This window comes from Streptomyces humicola (assembly GCF_024436035.1).
Taxonomy (GTDB): Bacteria; Actinomycetota; Actinomycetes; order Streptomycetales; family Streptomycetaceae; genus Streptantibioticus_B; species Streptantibioticus_B humicola.
In genome coordinates this window covers 76,600-93,722 of sequence record NZ_JANFNG010000010.1, presented here as the reverse complement: position 1 = coordinate 93,722, position 17,123 = coordinate 76,600, and the positions used below count along the sequence as shown (strand labels likewise).

The following is a 17,123-nucleotide window of genomic DNA, read 5'->3' as shown; positions in this document are numbered from 1 at the left end:
CCGACGCGGGTGAGGCGCGGGCCTTCGCCGTGGCGTGCTCAGCTCTCCGGGAGCCTGTCCAGCTGGGCCGTGATCCGGGCGATCTCGGCCTCCGCCGCGGCCTTGCGGCCGCGGATCTTGTCCACCACCTGCTCCGGTGCCTTGGCGAGGAAGCCCTCGTTGCCGAGCTTCGCCGTGGTCTGCGCCAGCTCCTTCTCGGCCGCCGCGAGGTCCTTGGCGAGGCGCTTGCGTTCGGCCGCGAAGTCGATCGCGCCGGACAGGTCGAGCTCGACGGTCGCACCCGCCACCGGCAGCGACGCGGTGGTGGTGAACCCCTCCCCGGCCGGCTGCAGGCGCAGCAGCGAGCGGATCGCCTCCTCGTGCGGGGCGAGCGGCGTGCCGTCCAGCGTGAGGCGGGCCGGGACGCGCTGGCCGGGCTGGAGACCCTGGTCGGCGCGGAACCGGCGCACCTCGGTGATCACCTGCTGGAGGGTGGCGATCTCCTCCTCGGCCGCCGCGTCGCGGAAGCCGTTGTCGGTCGGCCAGTCCGCCACGACGACCGACTCACGGCCGGTGAGCGCCGTCCACAGCGCCTCGGTGACGAACGGGACGATCGGGTGGAGCAGCCGCAGCGTGACGTCGAGGACCTCACCGAGCACGCGCCGCGAGACGTCCGCCGCACGGCCGCCCGCCGCGAACGTCGTCTTGGACAGCTCGACGTACCAGTCGAAGACCTCGTCCCACGCGAAGTGGAAGAGCGCGTCGGACAACTTGGCGAACTGGTAGTCGTCGTAGTAGGCGTCCACCTCGGCGACGACCGAGTTCAGCCGGGAGAGGACCCAGCGGTCGGCCGCCGACTGCTCGGCCACAGGCGGCAGTTCGCCCTCGACCGTGGCGCCGTTCATCAGCGCGAAGCGCGTCGCGTTCCAGATCTTGTTGGCGAAGTTGCGCGAGCCCTGGACCCAGTCCTCGCCGATCGGCACGTCGGTACCGGGGTTCGCGCCGCGGGCGAGAGTGAAGCGGACCGCGTCGGAGCCGTAGGCGTCCATCCAGTCCAGCGGATCGACCGCATTGCCGAAGGACTTCGACATCTTCTTGCCGAACTGGTCGCGGACCATGCCGTGCAGGGCGATGGTGTGGAACGGCGGTGTGCCGTCCATCGCGTAGAGGCCGAACATCATCATCCGGGCGACCCAGAAGAAGAGGATGTCGTAGCCGGTGACGAGAACGGAGTTGGGGTAGAACTTCGCGAGGCTGTCGGTCTGCTGCGGCCAGCCGAGCGTGGAGAACGGCCACAGGCCGGAGGAGAACCAGGTGTCGAGCACATCGGTGTCCTGGTGCCAGCCCTCGCCGGACGGCGGCTCCTCGTCCGGCCCGACGCAGACGACCTCGCCATCCGGCCCGTACCAGACGGGGATGCGGTGGCCCCACCACAACTGGCGTGAGATGCACCAGTCGTGGAGGTTGTCGACCCAGTCGAAGTAGCGCTTCGCCATCTCCTCGGGGTGGATCTTCACCCGCCCGTCGCGCACGGCGTCGCCCGCCGCCTTCGCCAGCGGGCCGACCTTGACCCACCACTGCAGCGAAAGCCGCGGCTCGATGGTGGTCTTGCAGCGCGAGCAGTGGCCGACGGAGTGGACATACGGGCGCTTCTCGGCCACGATCCGGCCCTCGGCGCGCAGCGCGCCGACGATGGCCGAGCGCGCCTCGAAGCGGTCCAGCCCCTGGAAGGGACCGTGCGCGGTGATCACGCCGTGCTCGTCGAGCACGTTGACGGACGGCAGGCCGTGGCGCCGGCCGATCTCGAAGTCGTTGGGGTCGTGGGCCGGGGTGACCTTGACCGCGCCGGTGCCGAACTCCGGGTCGACGTGCGCATCCGCGACGACCGGGATGCGGCGGCCGGTGAGCGGCAGCTCGATCTCGGTGCCGACGAGGTGGGCGTAGCGCTCGTCGTCGGGGTGGACGGCGACCGCGGTGTCCCCCAGCATCGTCTCGGCACGGGTGGTCGCGACGACGATCGCGGTGTCCCCCTCACCGTAGCGGATGGAGATCAACTCACCGTCGTCGTCCTGGTATTCCACCTCGATGTCGGAGATGGCGGTCAGGCAGCGTGGGCACCAGTTGATGATGCGTTCGGCGCGGTAGATCAGCTCGTCGTCGTAGAGCTTCTTGAAGATCGTCTGGACTGCCTTGGAGAGGCCCTCGTCCATGGTGAAGCGCTCACGCGACCAGTCGACGCCGTCGCCGAGGCGGCGCATCTGACCGGAGATCTGCCCGCCGGACTCCGCCTTCCACTGCCACACGCGCTCGACGAACGCCTCGCGGCCGAGGTCGTGGCGGGACTTGCCCTCCTTTGCGAGCTCCCGCTCGACGACGTTCTGCGTGGCGATGCCGGCGTGGTCCATGCCGGGCTGCCACAGCGTCTCGTACCCCTGCATCCGCTTGCGGCGGGTGAGGGCGTCGATGATCGTGTGCTCGAAGGCGTGACCCAGGTGCAGGCTGCCGGTGACGTTCGGCGGCGGGATGACGATGGTGTACGGCGGCTTCTCGCTCTTGGCGTCGGCCTCGAAGTAACCGCGCTCTACCCAGCGCTCGTACAGCTTCCCCTCTACCTCGGCCGGGACATACTGGGTCGGCAGGTGCTCGGGACTGCTGCTGGCCCCGCCTTGGGGGCGCTGGTTCATGTCGGTCACGGCGCAATTCTAGAGGCGGCACGGCCGGGTCTTCGAACCGCTTTGGTCTCGTAACAGTGAGGACCCGGCGTTTGACGTGGGCATGCGATCCGGAAAGATATGCGCCGCATTGCCAACAACGGGAGGACGCACCCCTATGAGCTTCAACCAGTCACCGCCGAGCCCTTACGGCGGCCAGCAGCCACCGCAGCCTGGCCCCCAGCCCGGCTACGGCCACGGCTACCCGCAGGGCGGTGCCCCTCAGCAGCCGAACCCGTACGCACAGCCGCCGCAGGGCCAGCCGCCGCAGCCACCGCAGGGTGCGAACCCGTACGCACAGCCGCCCCAGGGCCAGCCGCCGCAGCCACCGCTGGGCCCGAGCCCCTACGGCCAGCAGCCGTACGGTCAGCAGCCCGGCTGGGGCGGTCAGCAGGTGCCGCCACCTCCGCCCGTCCAGAAGAGCAACGCGGGCAAGATCATCGCCATTGCGGCCGCGGTCGTGGTGGTCGCGGGCGGCGGCCTCGCCTTCGCCCTCATGGGCGGCAGCTCCAGTGACCAGGGCACCTACAAGCTCTCCACACCGAGCAGCGTGCTGGGCGGCAAGTACACCCAGGACTCCTCGATGTCGTCGAAGATCTCGTCGCAGATGGGCGGGACACAGACGGGCAACGACCGCGGCATATCGAACGCCACCTCGGTCAGCCAGGCGTGGAAGGACAGCACGGACGAGGTGGTGCTCGCCGGCGCGTACGGCGATGTCTCCGACCCCGGCACGGCGGTCTCCACCCTGCTCTCCGCGGTCGGCCTGTCGTCCACCACCGACGAGCACCCCTCGGGCTTCGACGGCAGCGTGATGAAGTGCGGTTCGAAGGACATGGGGCTCGGCGCCACACCGATCTGCGCGTGGGGCGACGGCAGTACCGTCGCGTTGGTGATGTGGACTCCCTACATCGACCCCGACAACCTGGGTGCTGCTTCGTCCACGCCGACGCCGCCGTCCGTCTCCGACTGGGCGCAGACCACGGCGCAGCTGCGCGGCGAGGTCCGCGTCAAGAAGTGACGGTGTGACGGCGTAGGGATGCGTTAAGGGGCGCCCGGAGGGATCCGGGCGCCCCTTTCGTGCTTCCAGTGCTTCTTACGCGCTCTTCTCGTGGCGCTCGCCCTGCTCGCCGCCGCGGTTGCGCGGGACCAGCGTGGGGTTGACGTTGGAGTGCACGACGTCCTCGGTGATCACGACGCGGGCCACGTCCTTGCGGGACGGCACCTCGTACATCACCGACATCAGCACCTCTTCCATGATCGCCCGCAGCCCGCGGGCCCCGGTGCCGCGCAGGATCGCCTGGTCGGCGATGGCTTCGAGCGCCGACCGCTCGAATTCGAGCTCGACACCGTCGAGCTCGAAGAGGCGCTGGTACTGCTTGACCAGGGCATTGCGCGGCTCCACGAGGATCTTCAGCAGCGCCTCGCGGTCGAGGTTGTGGACGGAGGTGATCACCGGCAGCCGGCCGATGAACTCCGGGATCATCCCGAACTTCACCAGGTCCTCCGGCATGATCTCGGCGAACTGGTCGACCGAGTCCAGGTCCCGCTTGGAGCGGATCGTCGCGCCGAAGCCGATGCCCTTGGCACCGGCCCGCGACTCGATGATCTTCTCCAGACCCGCGAAGGCCCCGCCGACGATGAACAGCACATTCGTGGTGTCGATCTGGATGAACTCCTGGTGCGGGTGCTTGCGGCCGCCCTGCGGGGGCACGGAGGCCGTGGTGCCCTCCAGGATCTTCAGCAGCGCCTGCTGGACGCCTTCACCCGAGACGTCGCGGGTGATCGACGGGTTCTCGCTCTTGCGGGCGACCTTGTCGATCTCGTCGATGTAGATGATCCCCGTCTCGGCCTTCTTCACGTCGTAGTCGGCCGCCTGGATCAGCTTGAGCAGGATGTTCTCGACGTCCTCGCCCACGTAGCCCGCCTCGGTGAGCGCGGTGGCGTCGGCGATGGCGAAGGGGACGTTCAGCATGCGGGCGAGGGTCTGCGCCAGAAGCGTCTTGCCGGAGCCCGTGGGGCCCAGCAGCAGGATGTTGGACTTGGCGAGCTCGATGCCGTCGTCGTGGCCGCGGCTGCCGTTCTCGCCCGCCTGCACGCGCTTGTAGTGGTTGTAGACGGCGACGGAGAGGGCCTTCTTCGCCGGCTCCTGGCCGACGACATACCCCTCGAGGAATTCGTAGATCTCGCGCGGCTTCGGCAGGTCCTCCCACCGCACCTCGGAGGACTCGGCCAGCTCCTCCTCGATGATCTCGTTGCAAAGGTCGATGCACTCGTCGCAGATGTACACGCCAGGCCCTGCGATGAGCTTCTTCACCTGCTTCTGGCTCTTCCCGCAGAACGAGCACTTGAGCAGGTCGCCGCCGTCACCGATGCGTGCCACGAGGTGCTTCCCCTTCGCCTGGGTCCCGTCAGTTCGACGGGACCTGGTGCCTAATCTCCGACGGTACCTTGCCGGGCCCCCCGTGCGGGCCCCCCTTGGACCGACTCGTGACCTCGACTTGCGGGACGGCCGGACCAAGGGGTGAGCGGCCTCAGACCCCTACGGATGCCTTGCGCGACGACGTGATCTGGTCGACCAGGCCGTATGACAAGGACTCCTCCGCGGTGAGGATCTTGTCGCGCTCGACGTCGGCGGCGATCTGGTCGGGCGTCCGGTTGGAGTGCTTGGCGAGCATCTCCTCCATTTGGCGGCGCATCCGGACGATCTCGTTCGCCTGGATCTCCAGGTCGGAGATCTGGGCGCGGCCGGTCTCGGTGTACGGCTGGTGGATGAGCACCCGGGCGTTGGGCAGCGCCATGCGCTTGCCGGGGGTACCGGCGGCGAGCAGCACCGCGGCGGCGGAGGCGGCCTGACCGAGGCAGACGGTCTGGATGTCCGGCTTGACGAACTGCATCGTGTCGTAGATCGCCGTCATCGCGGTGAAGGAGCCGCCGGGCGAGTTGATGTAGATCGAGATGTCACGGTCCGGGTCCATCGACTCCAGGCACAGCAGCTGCGCCATGACGTCGTTGGCGGAGGCGTCGTCGATCTGCACGCCGAGGAAGATCACCCGCTCCTCGAAGAGCTTGGCGTACGGGTCGTACTCGCGCACGCCCTGGGACGTGCGCTCCACGAAGCGCGGAACGACGTAGCGGGACTCAGCGCCCAGCGAGCCGCTGGCGTCCACGCCCTGCTGGAGAGCGCGCGTGGTGGGGTTGTTCATGGGAGAGTTCACCGTCCTGAGGGTGAGCGGGAGGGGGAGCGTATCGGGGCGTGGGATGCCTGCCCTGGGGCGGGCCCTCAGGCGCCGGTGCCGCCACCGCCCGGTACGTCCGAGGCGGTGTGCATGACCTGGTCGATGAGTCCGTACTCCTTGGCTTCTTCCGCGGTGAACCAGCGGTCGCGGTCGGCGTCGCGGTTGATCGTCTCCACGGTCTGGCCGCTGTGCAGGGCGGTCAGCTGCTCCATGCGCTTCTTGGTGCGCAGCAGCTGCTCGGCCTGGATCTTGATGTCGGAGGCCGAGCCGCCGAGGCCGGCGGAGCCCTGGTGCATCAGGATGTCGGCGTTGGGGAGGGCGAACCGCTTGCCCGGGGTGCCCGCGGTCAGCAGGAACTGGCCCATGGATGCCGCGAGGCCCATCGCGATCGTGACGATGTCGTTCTTGATGTACTGCATCGTGTCGTAGATCGCGAAGCCGGCGGTGACCGATCCACCAGGCGAGTTGATGTAGAGGTAGATGTCCTTGGCCGGATCGGCGGCGAGCAGCAGCATCTGCGCGCAGATCCGGTTGGCGATGTCATCGTCCACGGCCTGGCCGAGGAAGATGATGCGTTCGTCGAGCAGTCGGTTGTAGACCTGGTCCCCGAGGCCGAGGCCGCCCGGCTGGCCGTTGGCGGTGGGCATCAGAGGTCCCGGCGTCTGGATCTGCGGATTCGTCACGTATCCACCTGCTCGTTGTCGGACGGCGACGCGCCGTCTGCGCAATCTTCTCGTCGGGCGTGGGGGGTGCGGAGTACGTACGTCGAGTGCGTCGCCGCTCGTGCTCCGGCACCGTCTGCACCGTCAAGGGTCTCCCCTGCCCTCGTTACTACGGACCCTAACGCGCAGGTCGGGCCCAGCAATCCCCCACGCGAAGCTGTTCGCTGTGAGCGCAGGCGCGCCGGCTCCGAACGTGACGGGCCCGGACGCGGGGGTGCGTCCGGGCCCGTTCGGGTGATCTGCGCGGGCTGCAGCGCGGGGATCAGACCTCGGGGGTCTCCTCGGCGGCCTCCGCGGACTGCTCGGGAGCCTCGGCGGCCTCGGCGGCCTCGGAGGTGGCCTCTACGGTCTCGCCGTCCTCGTCCTCATCCTCCAGGTCGACGGTGTCACCGTTGCTGTCGACGACCTTGGCGGCCTCCACGACGGCCGCGAGGGCCTTGCCGCGGGCCACCTCGCCCACGAGCATCGGCACCTGGCCGCTCTCGACGACGGCCTGGGCGAACTGGTCGGGGCTCATGCCCGAGGAGGCGGCGCGGCGCATGAGGTGCTCGGTGAGCTCCTCCTGGCTCACGGAGAGCTGTTCCTTCTTGACCAGCTCGTCGAGGACGAACTGGGTCTTGATGCCCTTCTTCGCCTGCTCCTCGAGCTGCGCGTCGTACTCCTCGGCGGTCTTGCCCTCGCGCTCCAGGAAGCTTTCCCAGGTCAGCCCCATCATGGGGAACTGGTGCTGCTCCAGGTTCTGCTTGCGGGTCTCGATCTCGTCCTTGAGGAGCTTCTCCGGCATCGGCACGTCGATGAGCTCCAGAAGGGCGTCGAGCACCTTCTCCTGGGCCTGGGTGGCCTGGTCGTACTTCTTCATCCGCTCCAGGCGCCTGGCGGTGTCCGCGCGTAGCTCGTCGAGGGTGTCGAACTCGCTCGCCAGCTGGGCGAAGTCGTCGTCGAGCTCGGGCAGCTCACGGGCCTGGACGGCGGTGACGTCGACCTTGACCTCGGCGGTCCTGCCGGCCGCCGAGCCGCCCTTGAGCTCGGAGGAGAAGGTGGCCGAGCCGCCGGCCTCCAGCCCGATGACGGCCTCGTCGATGCCGTCGAGGAGCTGGCCGGAGCCGATGGTGTAGCTGATGCCCTTGGCGACGCCGTCCTCCAGGACCTTGCCCTCGACGGAGGCCTCCAGGTCGACGACGACCACGTCGCCGTCGGCGGCGGCCCGCTCGACCGGCGTGGTCGAGGCGAAGCGGTCGCGCAGCTGCTCGATGGACTTGTCGATGTCCTCGTCGGACACCTCGATGGCGTCGACGGTGACCTCGATGCCGGAGTAGTCCGGGATTTCCAGCGCCGGGCGGACGTCCACCTCGGCGGTGAACTTCAGCTCTTCGTTGTCGTTGAACTCGGTGATGTCGATCTCGGGCTGGCCGAGGACGTCGAGCTCACCGGAGTTGACCGCCTCCGTGTAGAACTTCGGCAGTGCGTCGTTGATGGCCTCTTCGAGTACCGCGCCCCGGCCGAACCGCTGGTCGATGATGCGCGCGGGGATCTTGCCCTTGCGGAACCCCGGGACCGTGACCTGCTGGTTGATCTTCTTGTACGCCGCGTCGAGGCTGGGCTTGAGCTCCTCGAAGGGCACCTCGACGGTGAGTCGAACCCGGGTCGGGTTCAGATTCTCCACGGCGCTCTTCACGGTTGGGTCTCCTTGGGCTGACATCTGGGGCTTGGGTAGCGGCCTGCGCTACTGAGCGGCACCGATGAGGGTGCCGGTGGCCGACGAGACGTACTTCTCGGGGTTCTCGCCCCTACGTCGCCCCGTATACAGGCGCAGCTTGCATAGTACCGGTACGGACGCCGTACCTGACCCCGGTGTGGAGATCACCGCGGAGACCCGTCGCGGCGCAGCCGGACGAATGGTCGGGGTGGCCGGATTCGAACCGACGACCTTCCGCTCCCAAAGCGGACGCGCTACCAAGCTGCGCCACACCCCGTAAGTGCGACACGTAGAGTACATGGCTCCGCACGTCCCGGCTGCCAATTCCCCGGGGGCGCCCAGCCCGGGCCCTCTGCGTGGGCGGGAGGCAACGGGGGGCGGCGACGCGGGCCGCATCGATCAGCTACGATGCGGTGTGCCAGAATGACTGGCCGTTGCGGGCGTAGCTCAATGGTAGAGCCCCAGTCTTCCAAACTGGCTACGCGGGTTCGATTCCCGTCGCCCGCTCTGCATGGCCGGGCCCCAAGTCGGCGAGATGGTCGCCGATCTGGGGCCCAGCTCATTGAGGGGGTCGTGGGCTCAGTCGTGCCACACACGTGCCACGGTTGGCGGTTGGCGGTTGGCGTGACGTCTCGACGAGGGCGCTCACTGCATCTGGATCGGCTCACGGGGAGCACGCAACGCCCCGGAGCCGGAGCTGGACGAGGACGAGGACGAGCTGGACGACGTGCTCAGCGACGACGACCGCGAAGCGGCCGCCCGGACCGGCTGATCGGTCAGTATCGGAGAAGCCGCCGCCCGCACCCTGTGCCTACCGTGGGATCACCGGCGGAACCCGCAGGCCGCCGCAGGACCACCACGAAACGCAGGAGTACCTACGCCATGAGCAGTGGCATCACCGTGATCATCTACCACGTCAAGGACCTGGCCCAGGCCAAGGCGCTCTTCGGCACGTTCCTCGGCGTCGAGCCGTCGACGGACTCGCCGTACTATGTCGGCTTCGAGCTCGACGGCCAGCAGATCGGCCTCGTCCCCGACGGCCACGAGCGCGGCCTCACCGGCCCGGTCTGCTTCCGCGACGTGCCCGACATCGCCGCCGCGCACCAGGCCCTCCTCGCCGCCGGCGCCGAGTCCCACGAGGAGCCGCACGACGTCGGCGGCGGCCTGCTGGTCGCCTCCGTGAAGGATGCGGACGGCAACATCATCGGGCTCCGCCAGCAGCCGTGACTGGGTGAACTTCCTCGCCCGGGTCCGGGCAAGAGGGAGAGGGACGATTCCCGGAGTTGTGACGGAGTGTCACCACTGCTCCGATCATGGATCGGGAGGCGCTCGGCCACTACGCCGTGCGTGGGACGACGGCTACCGCCCGTCCTCGCGGTCGGGGCCGGCCTGATGGTCGTCGCCCCACCCGGCGGTGCTGTCGACGATCTCGACGCCTGCCTTGGTGCCGGAGTGGATGGCGGGGGCGAAGTAGCTGTGTGCGCTGAGGAAGCCGACGAGCATGAGCATGACGACGAGCCAGAACGGGGGGCGGCAGATGCGGTAGCCGAGGCAGGCGATGATGGTGACGAGGATGATCAATGGCATGTGGACGGTCATGACGGTCAGTCCTCTCCAGTGCACTCCTTGCGATGGTGCGCGGAGTCACTGGCGGATCCCGTGAAGCGCGCGGCGTTCGGCGCGTCTATGACCGGATCGGCCGGATCAGTCTCATGGACCCGGCCGGCGACCGGGCACGGCAGCCCGGCGCGGCGGCGGTACACGGACGGGGGACGCCCGGCCCGCCGCGTACCGGCCCGGCCGCGTACCGCCGCGGTGCGCCGCCCGGGCGTGTGCCGGGCGCCTACAGCTTGATCTGGTTGATGGTGTCGGCCAGCGATGTGAGGAAACGGTTGATCGACGGCGCCATCCCTGTCGACGCGAGGAAGAAGCCGAACAGCATGGCCACGATGGCCGGGCCGACCTTTATGGATCCGCCCCGCATCATCACGATCAGCACAATCGCCAACAACAGGACAACAGACAGGGAGATGGCCACTACCGATCACTTCCTCGCTCGGAACCCTCGCCGGTCGGGGGGATACGCACGCCACCCCTGATCCCCCCGCGCCCGTCCATCGTGCCACCAAGCCGCCGCCCGGTGGACCCAACCGTCAACGTGTCTCCCTGACGTGTGATCAACTCGTGGCTCACCTACCGGCCTCCGTCACAGCTTCAGTCACGGCAGACGATGAGCAACGCCCGGTCGTCGTTGACGTCCTTGGCCACCGCCTCGATCAAACGCCAGGCGGCGCCGCGGAATCCTTGCGCGACAAACCGGTCGGCCTCGCCGATCAAGCGGTCGATGCCTTCGGCCAGATCACGGCCGGACGCCTCGACCAACCCGTCGGTGAAGAGCATCAGGACGTCACCCGAGCGCAACGTGCCCTTGGTGCCGTGGAACTCCGCTTCCTCGTGCACGCCGAGCATCAGCCCGTTCGACGCCTTCTCCTCCCACCGTCCGCTCCCCGCGCTCAGTTGCATACCAGGCAAATGCCCAGCGGACAGCAGTTCGTAATCCCCGCTCTCCAGATCAAGCACCAAATGGACGGAGGTCGCGAAACCTTCGTCCCAGTTCTGACGCAGCAGATAGCCGTTGGCGGCGGTGAGGAATCGGTGCGGCGGCAGCGAGCCGAGCAGTCCGCCGAACGCGCCGGACAGGAGCAGGGCGCGCGATCCGGCGTCCATGCCCTTGCCGGAGACGTCGGTCAGCACCACTTCGAGGATTCGCCCGCCGCTGGTGCGGGTAGCCACCACGAAGTCACCGGAGAACGACTGCCCGCCCGCCGGACGCAGCGCCATCTCGGCGTGCCAGCCGTGCGGCAGCCGCGGCAACTGGCTCTGCACACGGATGCGTTCACGCAGGTCGAAGAGCATGGTGCCGCCGCGGCGCCACGGCACGCCGACCCTGCTGCGGAACTGGGCGATCAGCAGCCCGGCGAAACCCACCGCGCCCACCACGAGGACGGTGCCCGGCGTGACCGCTCCGGACGGATTGTCCTGATACGGACCGAGAATGGCGTTCTCGGAGACGAGGGCGGTGCCGGCGGCCGCATACAGCAGCAGGAGGCTGGCCGGGCGCAGCAGCAGGCCGCCGACGAGTACGGGGAAGACGAGCGCGGTGGGCGGGCACCAGGCCGGCGCGACGCTGGTCGCCCAGCCGAGGAGCGGCACGGTGAGCAGCAGCGTGGCGAGGGCCAGCCAGTCGGCGCCGTCGCCGCGGAAGTAGTCGACGGCCGATCTGCGCAGGCGTGTCCTGGCCCGGTGCAGCGACCTTCGCCACCGGGCAACGGGACCGTCTGGAGCCGCACCGCGTGCCATGTGCGGTGACCCTATCCACCCGTTCGGCGGTGCGTCGATTCGCGACTCGCCGGTTCTTGGCCGGATCCCGGGCCGGGCGGGACGGTGGAAATACGGTCGCCACGCGGCGGCCGCGCTGGTAGGCAGGGGACATGACGACGCAGTTGCGGGTGCTCGGCGCGGAGCACTGGGACCACTGGTTCGGCAGGCTCGAACGGGCCTTCGGCGGGGTGCCCGACCCGGCGGACGAGCGGCAGCTCTGGCGGGAACTCACCGAGGTCGAACGGTCGTTGGCCGTGTGGGACGACGACGAGGTGGTGGGGACGTCGGGGGCGTTCTCGTTCCGGTTGTCAGTGCCCGGTGGTGTCCTTGTACCAGCGGCCGGCATCACGATGGTGAGCGTGCAGCCGACGCACCGGCGGCGCGGCCTGCTCACCGCGATGATGCGGCGGCTGCTGGATGACGCGCGGGAAAGGGGGGAGCCGCTGGCGGTACTGGAGACGTCGGAGCCGCCGATCTACGGGCGGTTCGGCTTCGGCAACGGAACGGAGAACGTGTTCGCCGAGATCGACACCAGCCGCGTGCACATCGATGCGCCACGGGATGCCGACGCGGTGCGGCTGCGGATCGCGGCTCCGCAGGACGCGGTCGCCGCGTGCGAGAAGGTCTATGCGGCGCGAGTGGCCGGACGCCCCGGGGCGCCGGCCAGGAAGCCGGGCTGGGAGCGGCTGCCGCTGCTGGCCCCGCACTCGGAGTCCGGCGCGACCGGAGAGTTGCTGTGCGTACTGGCCGAGACGGACGGGGAGGTGAGCGGATACGCCCGGTATGTGGTCAGGCCCGAGGTGGAGTCCTCGGGGCGCAGCGGGGCGGTGCGGCTGCGCGATCTGGAGGCACTGGATCCGGTGACGTACGGGGCGCTGTGGCGCTATCTGTTCGACATCGACCTGACGTCGAGGATCAGCGTGGACCGTCGTCCGCCGGACGATCCGCTGTGGCACATGGTCTCCGACATACGACGGTGCCGGCTCACGGTCCAGGACGCGATGTACGTACGGCTCGTCGACGTGGGGGCCGCGTTGCGGGCACGGACGTACGCGGCGCCGGTGGACGTGGTGTTCGAGGTCGAGGATGTCTTCTGCCCTTGGAACGCGGGGCGTTGGCGGCTGATGGGTGACGCCGAGGGGGCGGTCTGCGAGCGGAGCTCGGACGCCGCGGATCTGGCGTTGACCGCACGGGAGTTGGGGTCGGGGTATCTCGGCGGCTTTGCGTTGTCGGCGATGGCGGGGGCGGGGCGGGTGCGGGAGCTGCGCCCGGGCGCGCTGGCGGAGGCGTCGACGGCGTTCCGCAGCGATGTCGCACCGTGGCTGCCGCACGGCTTCTGAGCCGCGCCCCTGCCGGCGCTCACGCCTGCTGGCAGGCGGGGCACCAGAACAGGTTGCGGCCCGCGAGCTCCGCGGTGCGGACCTCCGTCCCGCAGACCAGGCACGGCAGGCCGGCGCGCCGGTAGACGTAGACCTCGCCACCGTGGTCGTCGACGCGCGGCGCACGGCCCATGGCCTCGGGAGTGTGCTCGGGGCGGACGGTGTCGATCCGGTTGGTGCGCACACCGTCCCGCATCAGTGCGACCAGGTCGGCCCAGATCGCGTCCCAGTCGGTGCGGGTCAGCCGGTTGCCCGGCCGGTACGGCTCGATGCCGTGCCGGAAGAGCACCTCGGCGCGGTACACGTTGCCGACGCCCGCCACGACCTTCTGGTCCATCAGCAACGCGGCGATGCTGGTGCGGCTGCGGGAGATCCGCCGCCACGCCGGCTCGGGACCCGTCCCCTGCCGTAGGGGGTCGGGCCCGAGGCGGCCGTGTATCGCCTGCTTCTCCTCGTCGGCGATCAGCTCGCAGGCGGTCGGCCCCCGCAGGTCCGCGTAGGCGTCGGGGACCATGAGCCGCAGCCGTACGGTATCGGTGGCGGGCGGTGCCGCGCCCGTACCGAGGGCGACCTTGCCGAACAGGCCGAGGTGGACGTGGACCCAGCCGACCACTCCAAACCCCAAGAACAGATGCTTGCCGTGCGCCTCGGCGCTCTCCAGCACCTGGCCGTCGATCAGCGCGGCCCCGTCCGCGAACTTCCCCTGCGGGCTGCTGGCGCGCACAGACCGGCCGCCGAACCTCTCCGTGTGGTCGGCGGCCAGTCGGTGGATGGTGTGCCCTTCCGGCATCAGTCCTGCTGCGGATGCTGGGCGGGGATCTCCGGCAGCTTCTCGGTCCGTTCGTAGTCGGTGAGCATGCCGATGCGGCGGATGTGGCGCTCTCCCTGCGAGAACGGCGTGGTGAGGAAGACCTCGACGAACCGGGTCGCCTCCTGCGCGGTGTGCATGCGCGCGCCGACGCTGATCACGTTGGCGTCGTTGTGCTCGCGGCCGAGCGAGGCGGTCTCCTCACTCCAGGCCAGCGCGGCACGCACGCCCTTGACCTTGTTGGCGGCGATGGCCTCGCCGTTGCCCGATCCGCCGATCACGATGCCGAGGCTGCCGGGGTCCGCGGCGGTGCGTTCGGCGGCCCGCAGGCAGAACGGCGGATAGTCGTCCCCGGCGTCGTAGATGTGCGGTCCGCAGTCCACGGGGTCGTGGCCTGCGGCCTTGAGCCACTCGACGAGGTGGTTCTTGAGTTCGTATCCGGCATGGTCGGAGCCGAGGTACACGCGCATGCGGCGAGTCTGCCATGGGCAGGCGCCCGAGGGCGTATCGGGGGTGCGTGCCCAATACACCGTTCGCAACGATTTGGATACATCTGTTCCCCTGAGCCGCGTGGGTGGGGTTGCATGCGGTGACTCGCGAACCGAGATCACAGTCTTAACAAAGGATCGTGCATGAGCGCACAACCGCCGATCACGACAGAGGACAGCAGGGCCGGCGACCCCGGCCGGGGTCTGTCCGCCGCCACCGGTTCCGGCCACACCGCCGGCCTCGCCGCCGGTCACGCGACCGGGCACGGGCTGCAGGCCGGGCTGAAGAACCGCCATCTGTCGATGATCGCCATCGGCGGCGTCATCGGCGCCGGACTCTTCGTCGGCTCCGGTGCAGGCATCGCAGCGGCCGGGCCGGGCATTCTGCTCTCCTACGCCCTCGTCGGCGCCCTCGTCGTCATGGTGATGCGGATGCTGGGCGAGATGGCGGCCGCCAACCCCGTCTCCGGGTCGTTCTCCGCCTACGCCGACCGCGCGCTCGGCCGCTGGGCGGGCTTCACCATCGGCTGGCTGTACTGGTTCTTCTGGGTGGTCGTCCTCGCGGTGGAGGCGACGGCGGGCGCGGGGATCCTCACCGGGTGGATCCCGGCGGTCCCGCAGTGGGCATGGGCACTCATCGTCATGGTCGTGCTCACCGCCACCAACCTGTTCTCGGTCGCCTCCTACGGCGAGTTCGAGTTCTGGTTCGCGGGCATCAAGGTCGTTGCGATCGCCGCGTTCATCGTGCTCGGCGGTCTGGCGGCCTTCGGCGTACTGCCGGGCACTCACGACCACGCCGTCGGGATGACGAACCTCACCGGCCACGGCGGTTTCCTGCCCAAGGGACCTGGCGCGATCCTCACCGGCGTGCTGATGGTGGTCTTCTCCTTCATGGGCAGCGAGATCGTGACGCTGGCCGCCGGCGAGTCGCCCGACCCGCGCAAGGCGGTCACCAAGGCCACCAACAGCGTGATCTGGCGGATCGCGGTCTTCTACCTCGGATCGATCCTGATCGTCGTCTCGCTGCTGCCGTGGAACTCCCCCGAGGTCGCCAAGAGTCCGTACGTGGCGGTGCTCGACCATGTCGGGATCCCGCACGCCGGCCAGTTCATGAATCTGATCGTGCTCACCGCCGTGCTCTCCTGCCTCAACTCGGGCCTCTACACCGCCTCCCGGATGGCGTTCTCGCTCGGTGAGCGCGGCGACGCGCCCAAGGCGTTCCGCCGCACCACGGCGCGCGGCGTCCCGGCACCGGCGATCCTCGCCTCCGTCGTCTTCGGCTTCCTGGCGGTCTTCTTCGACTACGCCTACCCGAAGACCGTCTTCCAGTTCCTGCTCAACTCCTCCGGTGCCGTGGCGCTCTTCGTCTGGCTGGTGATCTGCTTCTCGCAGCTGCGCATGCGCAGGATCATCGAGCGCGAGTCGCCGGAGCGGCTCACCGTGAAGATGTGGGCGTACCCGTATCTGACGTGGGCGACCATCGCCATGATCGCGTTCGTGATCGGCTACATGTTCACCGACGCGAGCGGCCGCCAGCAGATGATCCTCTCCCTGCTCGCGGCGGCCCTGGTCCTTGGCGTCGCCGTCGTACGAGAGCGGCTGCGGCGCAGGCGCGCAGCCGCGTAGCGGGGCGGGCCCCCGCGCCGGGGCGCGCCGCCATGGCCTCGACGGCTGCCGCCGCGAGGCCGGGGTGGCGTCGGCTCCTGCGGGAGCGCGCCGGGGGCGCTCGGGCCTGCTGCGATGCCACGTCACCACCGGTGCGTTCGATCGCCAGGCGATGGGCCGGCCGCGGGACGGAACGCGACAGGGCCCCGCGCGCCCTCGAGGCGTGCAGGGCCCGTGGCGCGGCGGCCGCAGCCGCGAAGGTCAGCCCCGGCGGCCGACGAGCTTCCAGGCGGCGGGGAGCGCGCCCATCGCGAGCGCAGCCTTGAGCGCGTCGCCCATCAGGTACGGGACGAGGCCGAGCGAGACCGCCTCGCCGAGCGACAGGTGCGCGGCCACCGCCAGGTACGGCACGCCGACCGCGTAGATCACGGCCTCGCCGACGAGCATCGCCCCGGCGGTGCGCCACACCCCGCGGTCGGCGCCGCGGCGGGCGAGCCCTCCGACGACGCCGGCGGCGAGCATCATGCCGACGATGTAGCCGAAGCTCGGCGTGGACGCGCCGTGGGCGCCCTGCGCGAACCACGGCACTCCGAGGACTCCGGCGACCGCGTACAGGCCGAGGGAGAGCAGTCCGCGGCGGGCTCCGAGCGCGGTCCCGACGAGCAGCGCCGCGAACGTCTGTCCGGTGACGGGCACGGGCGAGCCGGGCACGGGCACGGCCAGTTGAGCGGCCAGCCCGGTGAGCGCGGCACCGCCGACGACGAGTGCCGTGTCGCGCAGCCGCGCACGGGCAGCGGTGGAGGCGGGGAGCAGGTCGGCGAGGACCTCTCCGGGACGGGCGGCGGCGGGGGCTGCGGCTGTGCTCATCGAGGCTCCGCGGGTGAGTGTGCAGGTCAGGGACAGTGCGACGGTAGCCGAGCGTCCTTGAGGCGGACACGACGATCCGGCCAAAGCCGTCACGGCGCGGTTGGTGCGGTCCGGACAATCACCTGTCACATCCCGCCATATGTCCGACCGGACAGACAAAGCGGTCACACAACGTAAGCAAAGTGTCCGGAATACGAACGCCAGGTTGGCATCAGCGGGCCTCACCCTCAGACTGGGGCGGCCCGTGC

General features: G+C 69.6%; 15 protein-coding genes and 2 tRNA genes. 5 read left to right on the top strand and 12 right to left on the bottom strand.

The features are described from left to right. Window positions 1–38 precede the first annotated feature (38 nt). The gene (locus NGB36_RS15240) at window positions 39–2,663 is read right to left on the bottom strand and encodes a valine--tRNA ligase (RefSeq protein WP_269470206.1); all 2,625 of its coding nucleotides are present in this window, start codon (window positions 2,661–2,663) and stop codon (window positions 39–41) included. Between the two features lie 145 nt (window positions 2,664–2,808). On the opposite strand from NGB36_RS15240, the gene NGB36_RS15235 reads away from it, so the two are divergent. Further along, on the top strand, window positions 2,809–3,711 hold the full coding sequence (locus NGB36_RS15235) for a hypothetical protein (protein ID WP_255920807.1): 903 nt from the start codon (window positions 2,809–2,811) through the stop codon (window positions 3,709–3,711). A gap of 75 nt (window positions 3,712–3,786) precedes the next feature. Here NGB36_RS15235 and clpX read toward each other — a convergent pair whose 3' ends face one another. The 5 genes from clpX to NGB36_RS15210 form a co-directional block, all read right to left on the bottom strand. Continuing rightward, window positions 3,787–5,073 (bottom strand): ATP-dependent Clp protease ATP-binding subunit ClpX, encoded by a 1,287-nt coding sequence (clpX, locus tag NGB36_RS15230; protein ID WP_255920806.1) that lies wholly within the window; start codon window positions 5,071–5,073, stop codon window positions 3,787–3,789. 151 nt (window positions 5,074–5,224) lie between these two features. Next, entirely contained in the window at window positions 5,225–5,908 is a 684-nt protein-coding gene (locus tag NGB36_RS15225) for an ATP-dependent Clp protease proteolytic subunit (RefSeq protein ID WP_372509447.1), read from the bottom strand. A gap of 65 nt (window positions 5,909–5,973) precedes the next feature. Beyond that, window positions 5,974–6,576 (bottom strand): ATP-dependent Clp protease proteolytic subunit, encoded by a 603-nt coding sequence (locus tag NGB36_RS15220; protein ID WP_255920911.1) that lies wholly within the window; start codon window positions 6,574–6,576, stop codon window positions 5,974–5,976. Window positions 6,577–6,913: 337 nt separating this feature from the next. Beyond that, the gene (tig, locus tag NGB36_RS15215; RefSeq protein WP_255920805.1) at window positions 6,914–8,326 is read right to left on the bottom strand and encodes a trigger factor; all 1,413 of its coding nucleotides are present in this window, start codon (window positions 8,324–8,326) and stop codon (window positions 6,914–6,916) included. 221 nt (window positions 8,327–8,547) lie between these two features. Further along, a tRNA-Pro gene (locus tag NGB36_RS15210) sits at window positions 8,548–8,624 on the bottom strand. A 159-nt stretch (window positions 8,625–8,783) separates the two neighbouring features. On the opposite strand from NGB36_RS15210, the gene NGB36_RS15205 reads away from it, so the two are divergent. Together NGB36_RS15205 and NGB36_RS15200 are read left to right on the top strand one after the other, a co-directional pair. Beyond that, window positions 8,784–8,854, top strand: a tRNA-Gly gene (locus NGB36_RS15205). Between the two features lie 375 nt (window positions 8,855–9,229). Further along, entirely contained in the window at window positions 9,230–9,574 is a 345-nt protein-coding gene (locus tag NGB36_RS15200; protein ID WP_255920804.1) for a VOC family protein, read from the top strand. Window positions 9,575–9,706: 132 nt separating this feature from the next. On the opposite strand, the gene NGB36_RS15195 is transcribed toward NGB36_RS15200, so the two are convergent. From NGB36_RS15195 to NGB36_RS15185, 3 genes are all read right to left on the bottom strand, one after another. Then, on the bottom strand, window positions 9,707–9,946 hold the full coding sequence (locus NGB36_RS15195) for a hypothetical protein (protein ID WP_255920803.1): 240 nt from the start codon (window positions 9,944–9,946) through the stop codon (window positions 9,707–9,709). A 244-nt stretch (window positions 9,947–10,190) separates the two neighbouring features. Next, a complete protein-coding gene (locus NGB36_RS15190; RefSeq protein ID WP_255920802.1) occupies window positions 10,191–10,385 on the bottom strand; it encodes a hypothetical protein in 195 nt (64 codons plus the stop codon). Window positions 10,386–10,561: 176 nt separating this feature from the next. Next, window positions 10,562–11,707 (bottom strand): PP2C family protein-serine/threonine phosphatase, encoded by a 1,146-nt coding sequence (locus NGB36_RS15185; protein WP_255920801.1) that lies wholly within the window; start codon window positions 11,705–11,707, stop codon window positions 10,562–10,564. Window positions 11,708–11,838: 131 nt separating this feature from the next. Between NGB36_RS15185 and NGB36_RS15180 the strand changes: the two genes are divergently transcribed. Next, window positions 11,839–13,068 carry a GNAT family N-acetyltransferase gene (locus tag NGB36_RS15180; protein ID WP_255920800.1) on the top strand — a complete coding sequence of 410 codons (1,230 nt, stop codon included), beginning with the start codon at window positions 11,839–11,841 and terminating at the stop codon, window positions 13,066–13,068. A 19-nt stretch (window positions 13,069–13,087) separates the two neighbouring features. Here the strand turns inward: NGB36_RS15180 and NGB36_RS15175 are convergent, their stop codons facing one another. After that, window positions 13,088–13,897, bottom strand: coding sequence for an Fpg/Nei family DNA glycosylase (locus NGB36_RS15175; RefSeq protein WP_255920799.1), 810 nt, complete (start codon window positions 13,895–13,897; stop codon window positions 13,088–13,090). After that, complete coding sequence (locus NGB36_RS15170; RefSeq protein ID WP_255920798.1) at window positions 13,897–14,385, bottom strand: ribose-5-phosphate isomerase; 489 nt, start codon at window positions 14,383–14,385, stop codon at window positions 13,897–13,899. The genes NGB36_RS15175 and NGB36_RS15170 overlap by 1 nt, the downstream gene beginning before the upstream one ends. Window positions 14,386–14,547: 162 nt before the next feature. On the opposite strand from NGB36_RS15170, the gene NGB36_RS15165 reads away from it, so the two are divergent. After that, a complete protein-coding gene (locus tag NGB36_RS15165; protein ID WP_255920797.1) occupies window positions 14,548–16,029 on the top strand; it encodes an amino acid permease in 1,482 nt (493 codons plus the stop codon). 240 nt (window positions 16,030–16,269) lie between these two features. Here NGB36_RS15165 and NGB36_RS15160 read toward each other — a convergent pair whose 3' ends face one another. Further along, entirely contained in the window at window positions 16,270–16,875 is a 606-nt protein-coding gene (locus tag NGB36_RS15160) for a biotin transporter BioY (protein ID WP_255920796.1), read from the bottom strand. Window positions 16,876–17,123: the final 248 nt, after the last annotated feature.

What these genes read in the sequence shown, in the direction of transcription:
- NGB36_RS15165 (WP_255920797.1), top strand. Translation starts at nt 14,548, where the DNA reads ATGAGCGCACAACCGCCGATCACGACAGAGGACAGCAGGGCCGGCGAC.
- NGB36_RS15235 (WP_255920807.1), top strand. Translation starts at nt 2,809, where the DNA reads ATGAGCTTCAACCAGTCACCGCCGAGCCCTTACGGCGGCCAGCAGCCA.
- NGB36_RS15170 (WP_255920798.1), bottom strand. Translation starts at nt 14,385, where the DNA reads ATGCGCGTGTACCTCGGCTCCGACCATGCCGGATACGAACTCAAGAAC.
- NGB36_RS15220 (WP_255920911.1), bottom strand. Translation starts at nt 6,576, where the DNA reads ATGCCCACCGCCAACGGCCAGCCGGGCGGCCTCGGCCTCGGGGACCAG.
- NGB36_RS15240 (WP_269470206.1), bottom strand. Translation starts at nt 2,663, where the DNA reads ATGAACCAGCGCCCCCAAGGCGGGGCCAGCAGCAGTCCCGAGCACCTG.
- NGB36_RS15160 (WP_255920796.1), bottom strand. Translation starts at nt 16,875, where the DNA reads ATGAGCACAGCCGCAGCCCCCGCCGCCGCCCGTCCCGGAGAGGTCCTC.
- NGB36_RS15180 (WP_255920800.1), top strand. Translation starts at nt 11,839, where the DNA reads ATGACGACGCAGTTGCGGGTGCTCGGCGCGGAGCACTGGGACCACTGG.
- NGB36_RS15195 (WP_255920803.1), bottom strand. Translation starts at nt 9,946, where the DNA reads ATGACCGTCCACATGCCATTGATCATCCTCGTCACCATCATCGCCTGC.
- NGB36_RS15185 (WP_255920801.1), bottom strand. Translation starts at nt 11,707, where the DNA reads ATGGCACGCGGTGCGGCTCCAGACGGTCCCGTTGCCCGGTGGCGAAGG.
- NGB36_RS15175 (WP_255920799.1), bottom strand. Translation starts at nt 13,897, where the DNA reads ATGCCGGAAGGGCACACCATCCACCGACTGGCCGCCGACCACACGGAG.
- NGB36_RS15200 (WP_255920804.1), top strand. Translation starts at nt 9,230, where the DNA reads ATGAGCAGTGGCATCACCGTGATCATCTACCACGTCAAGGACCTGGCC.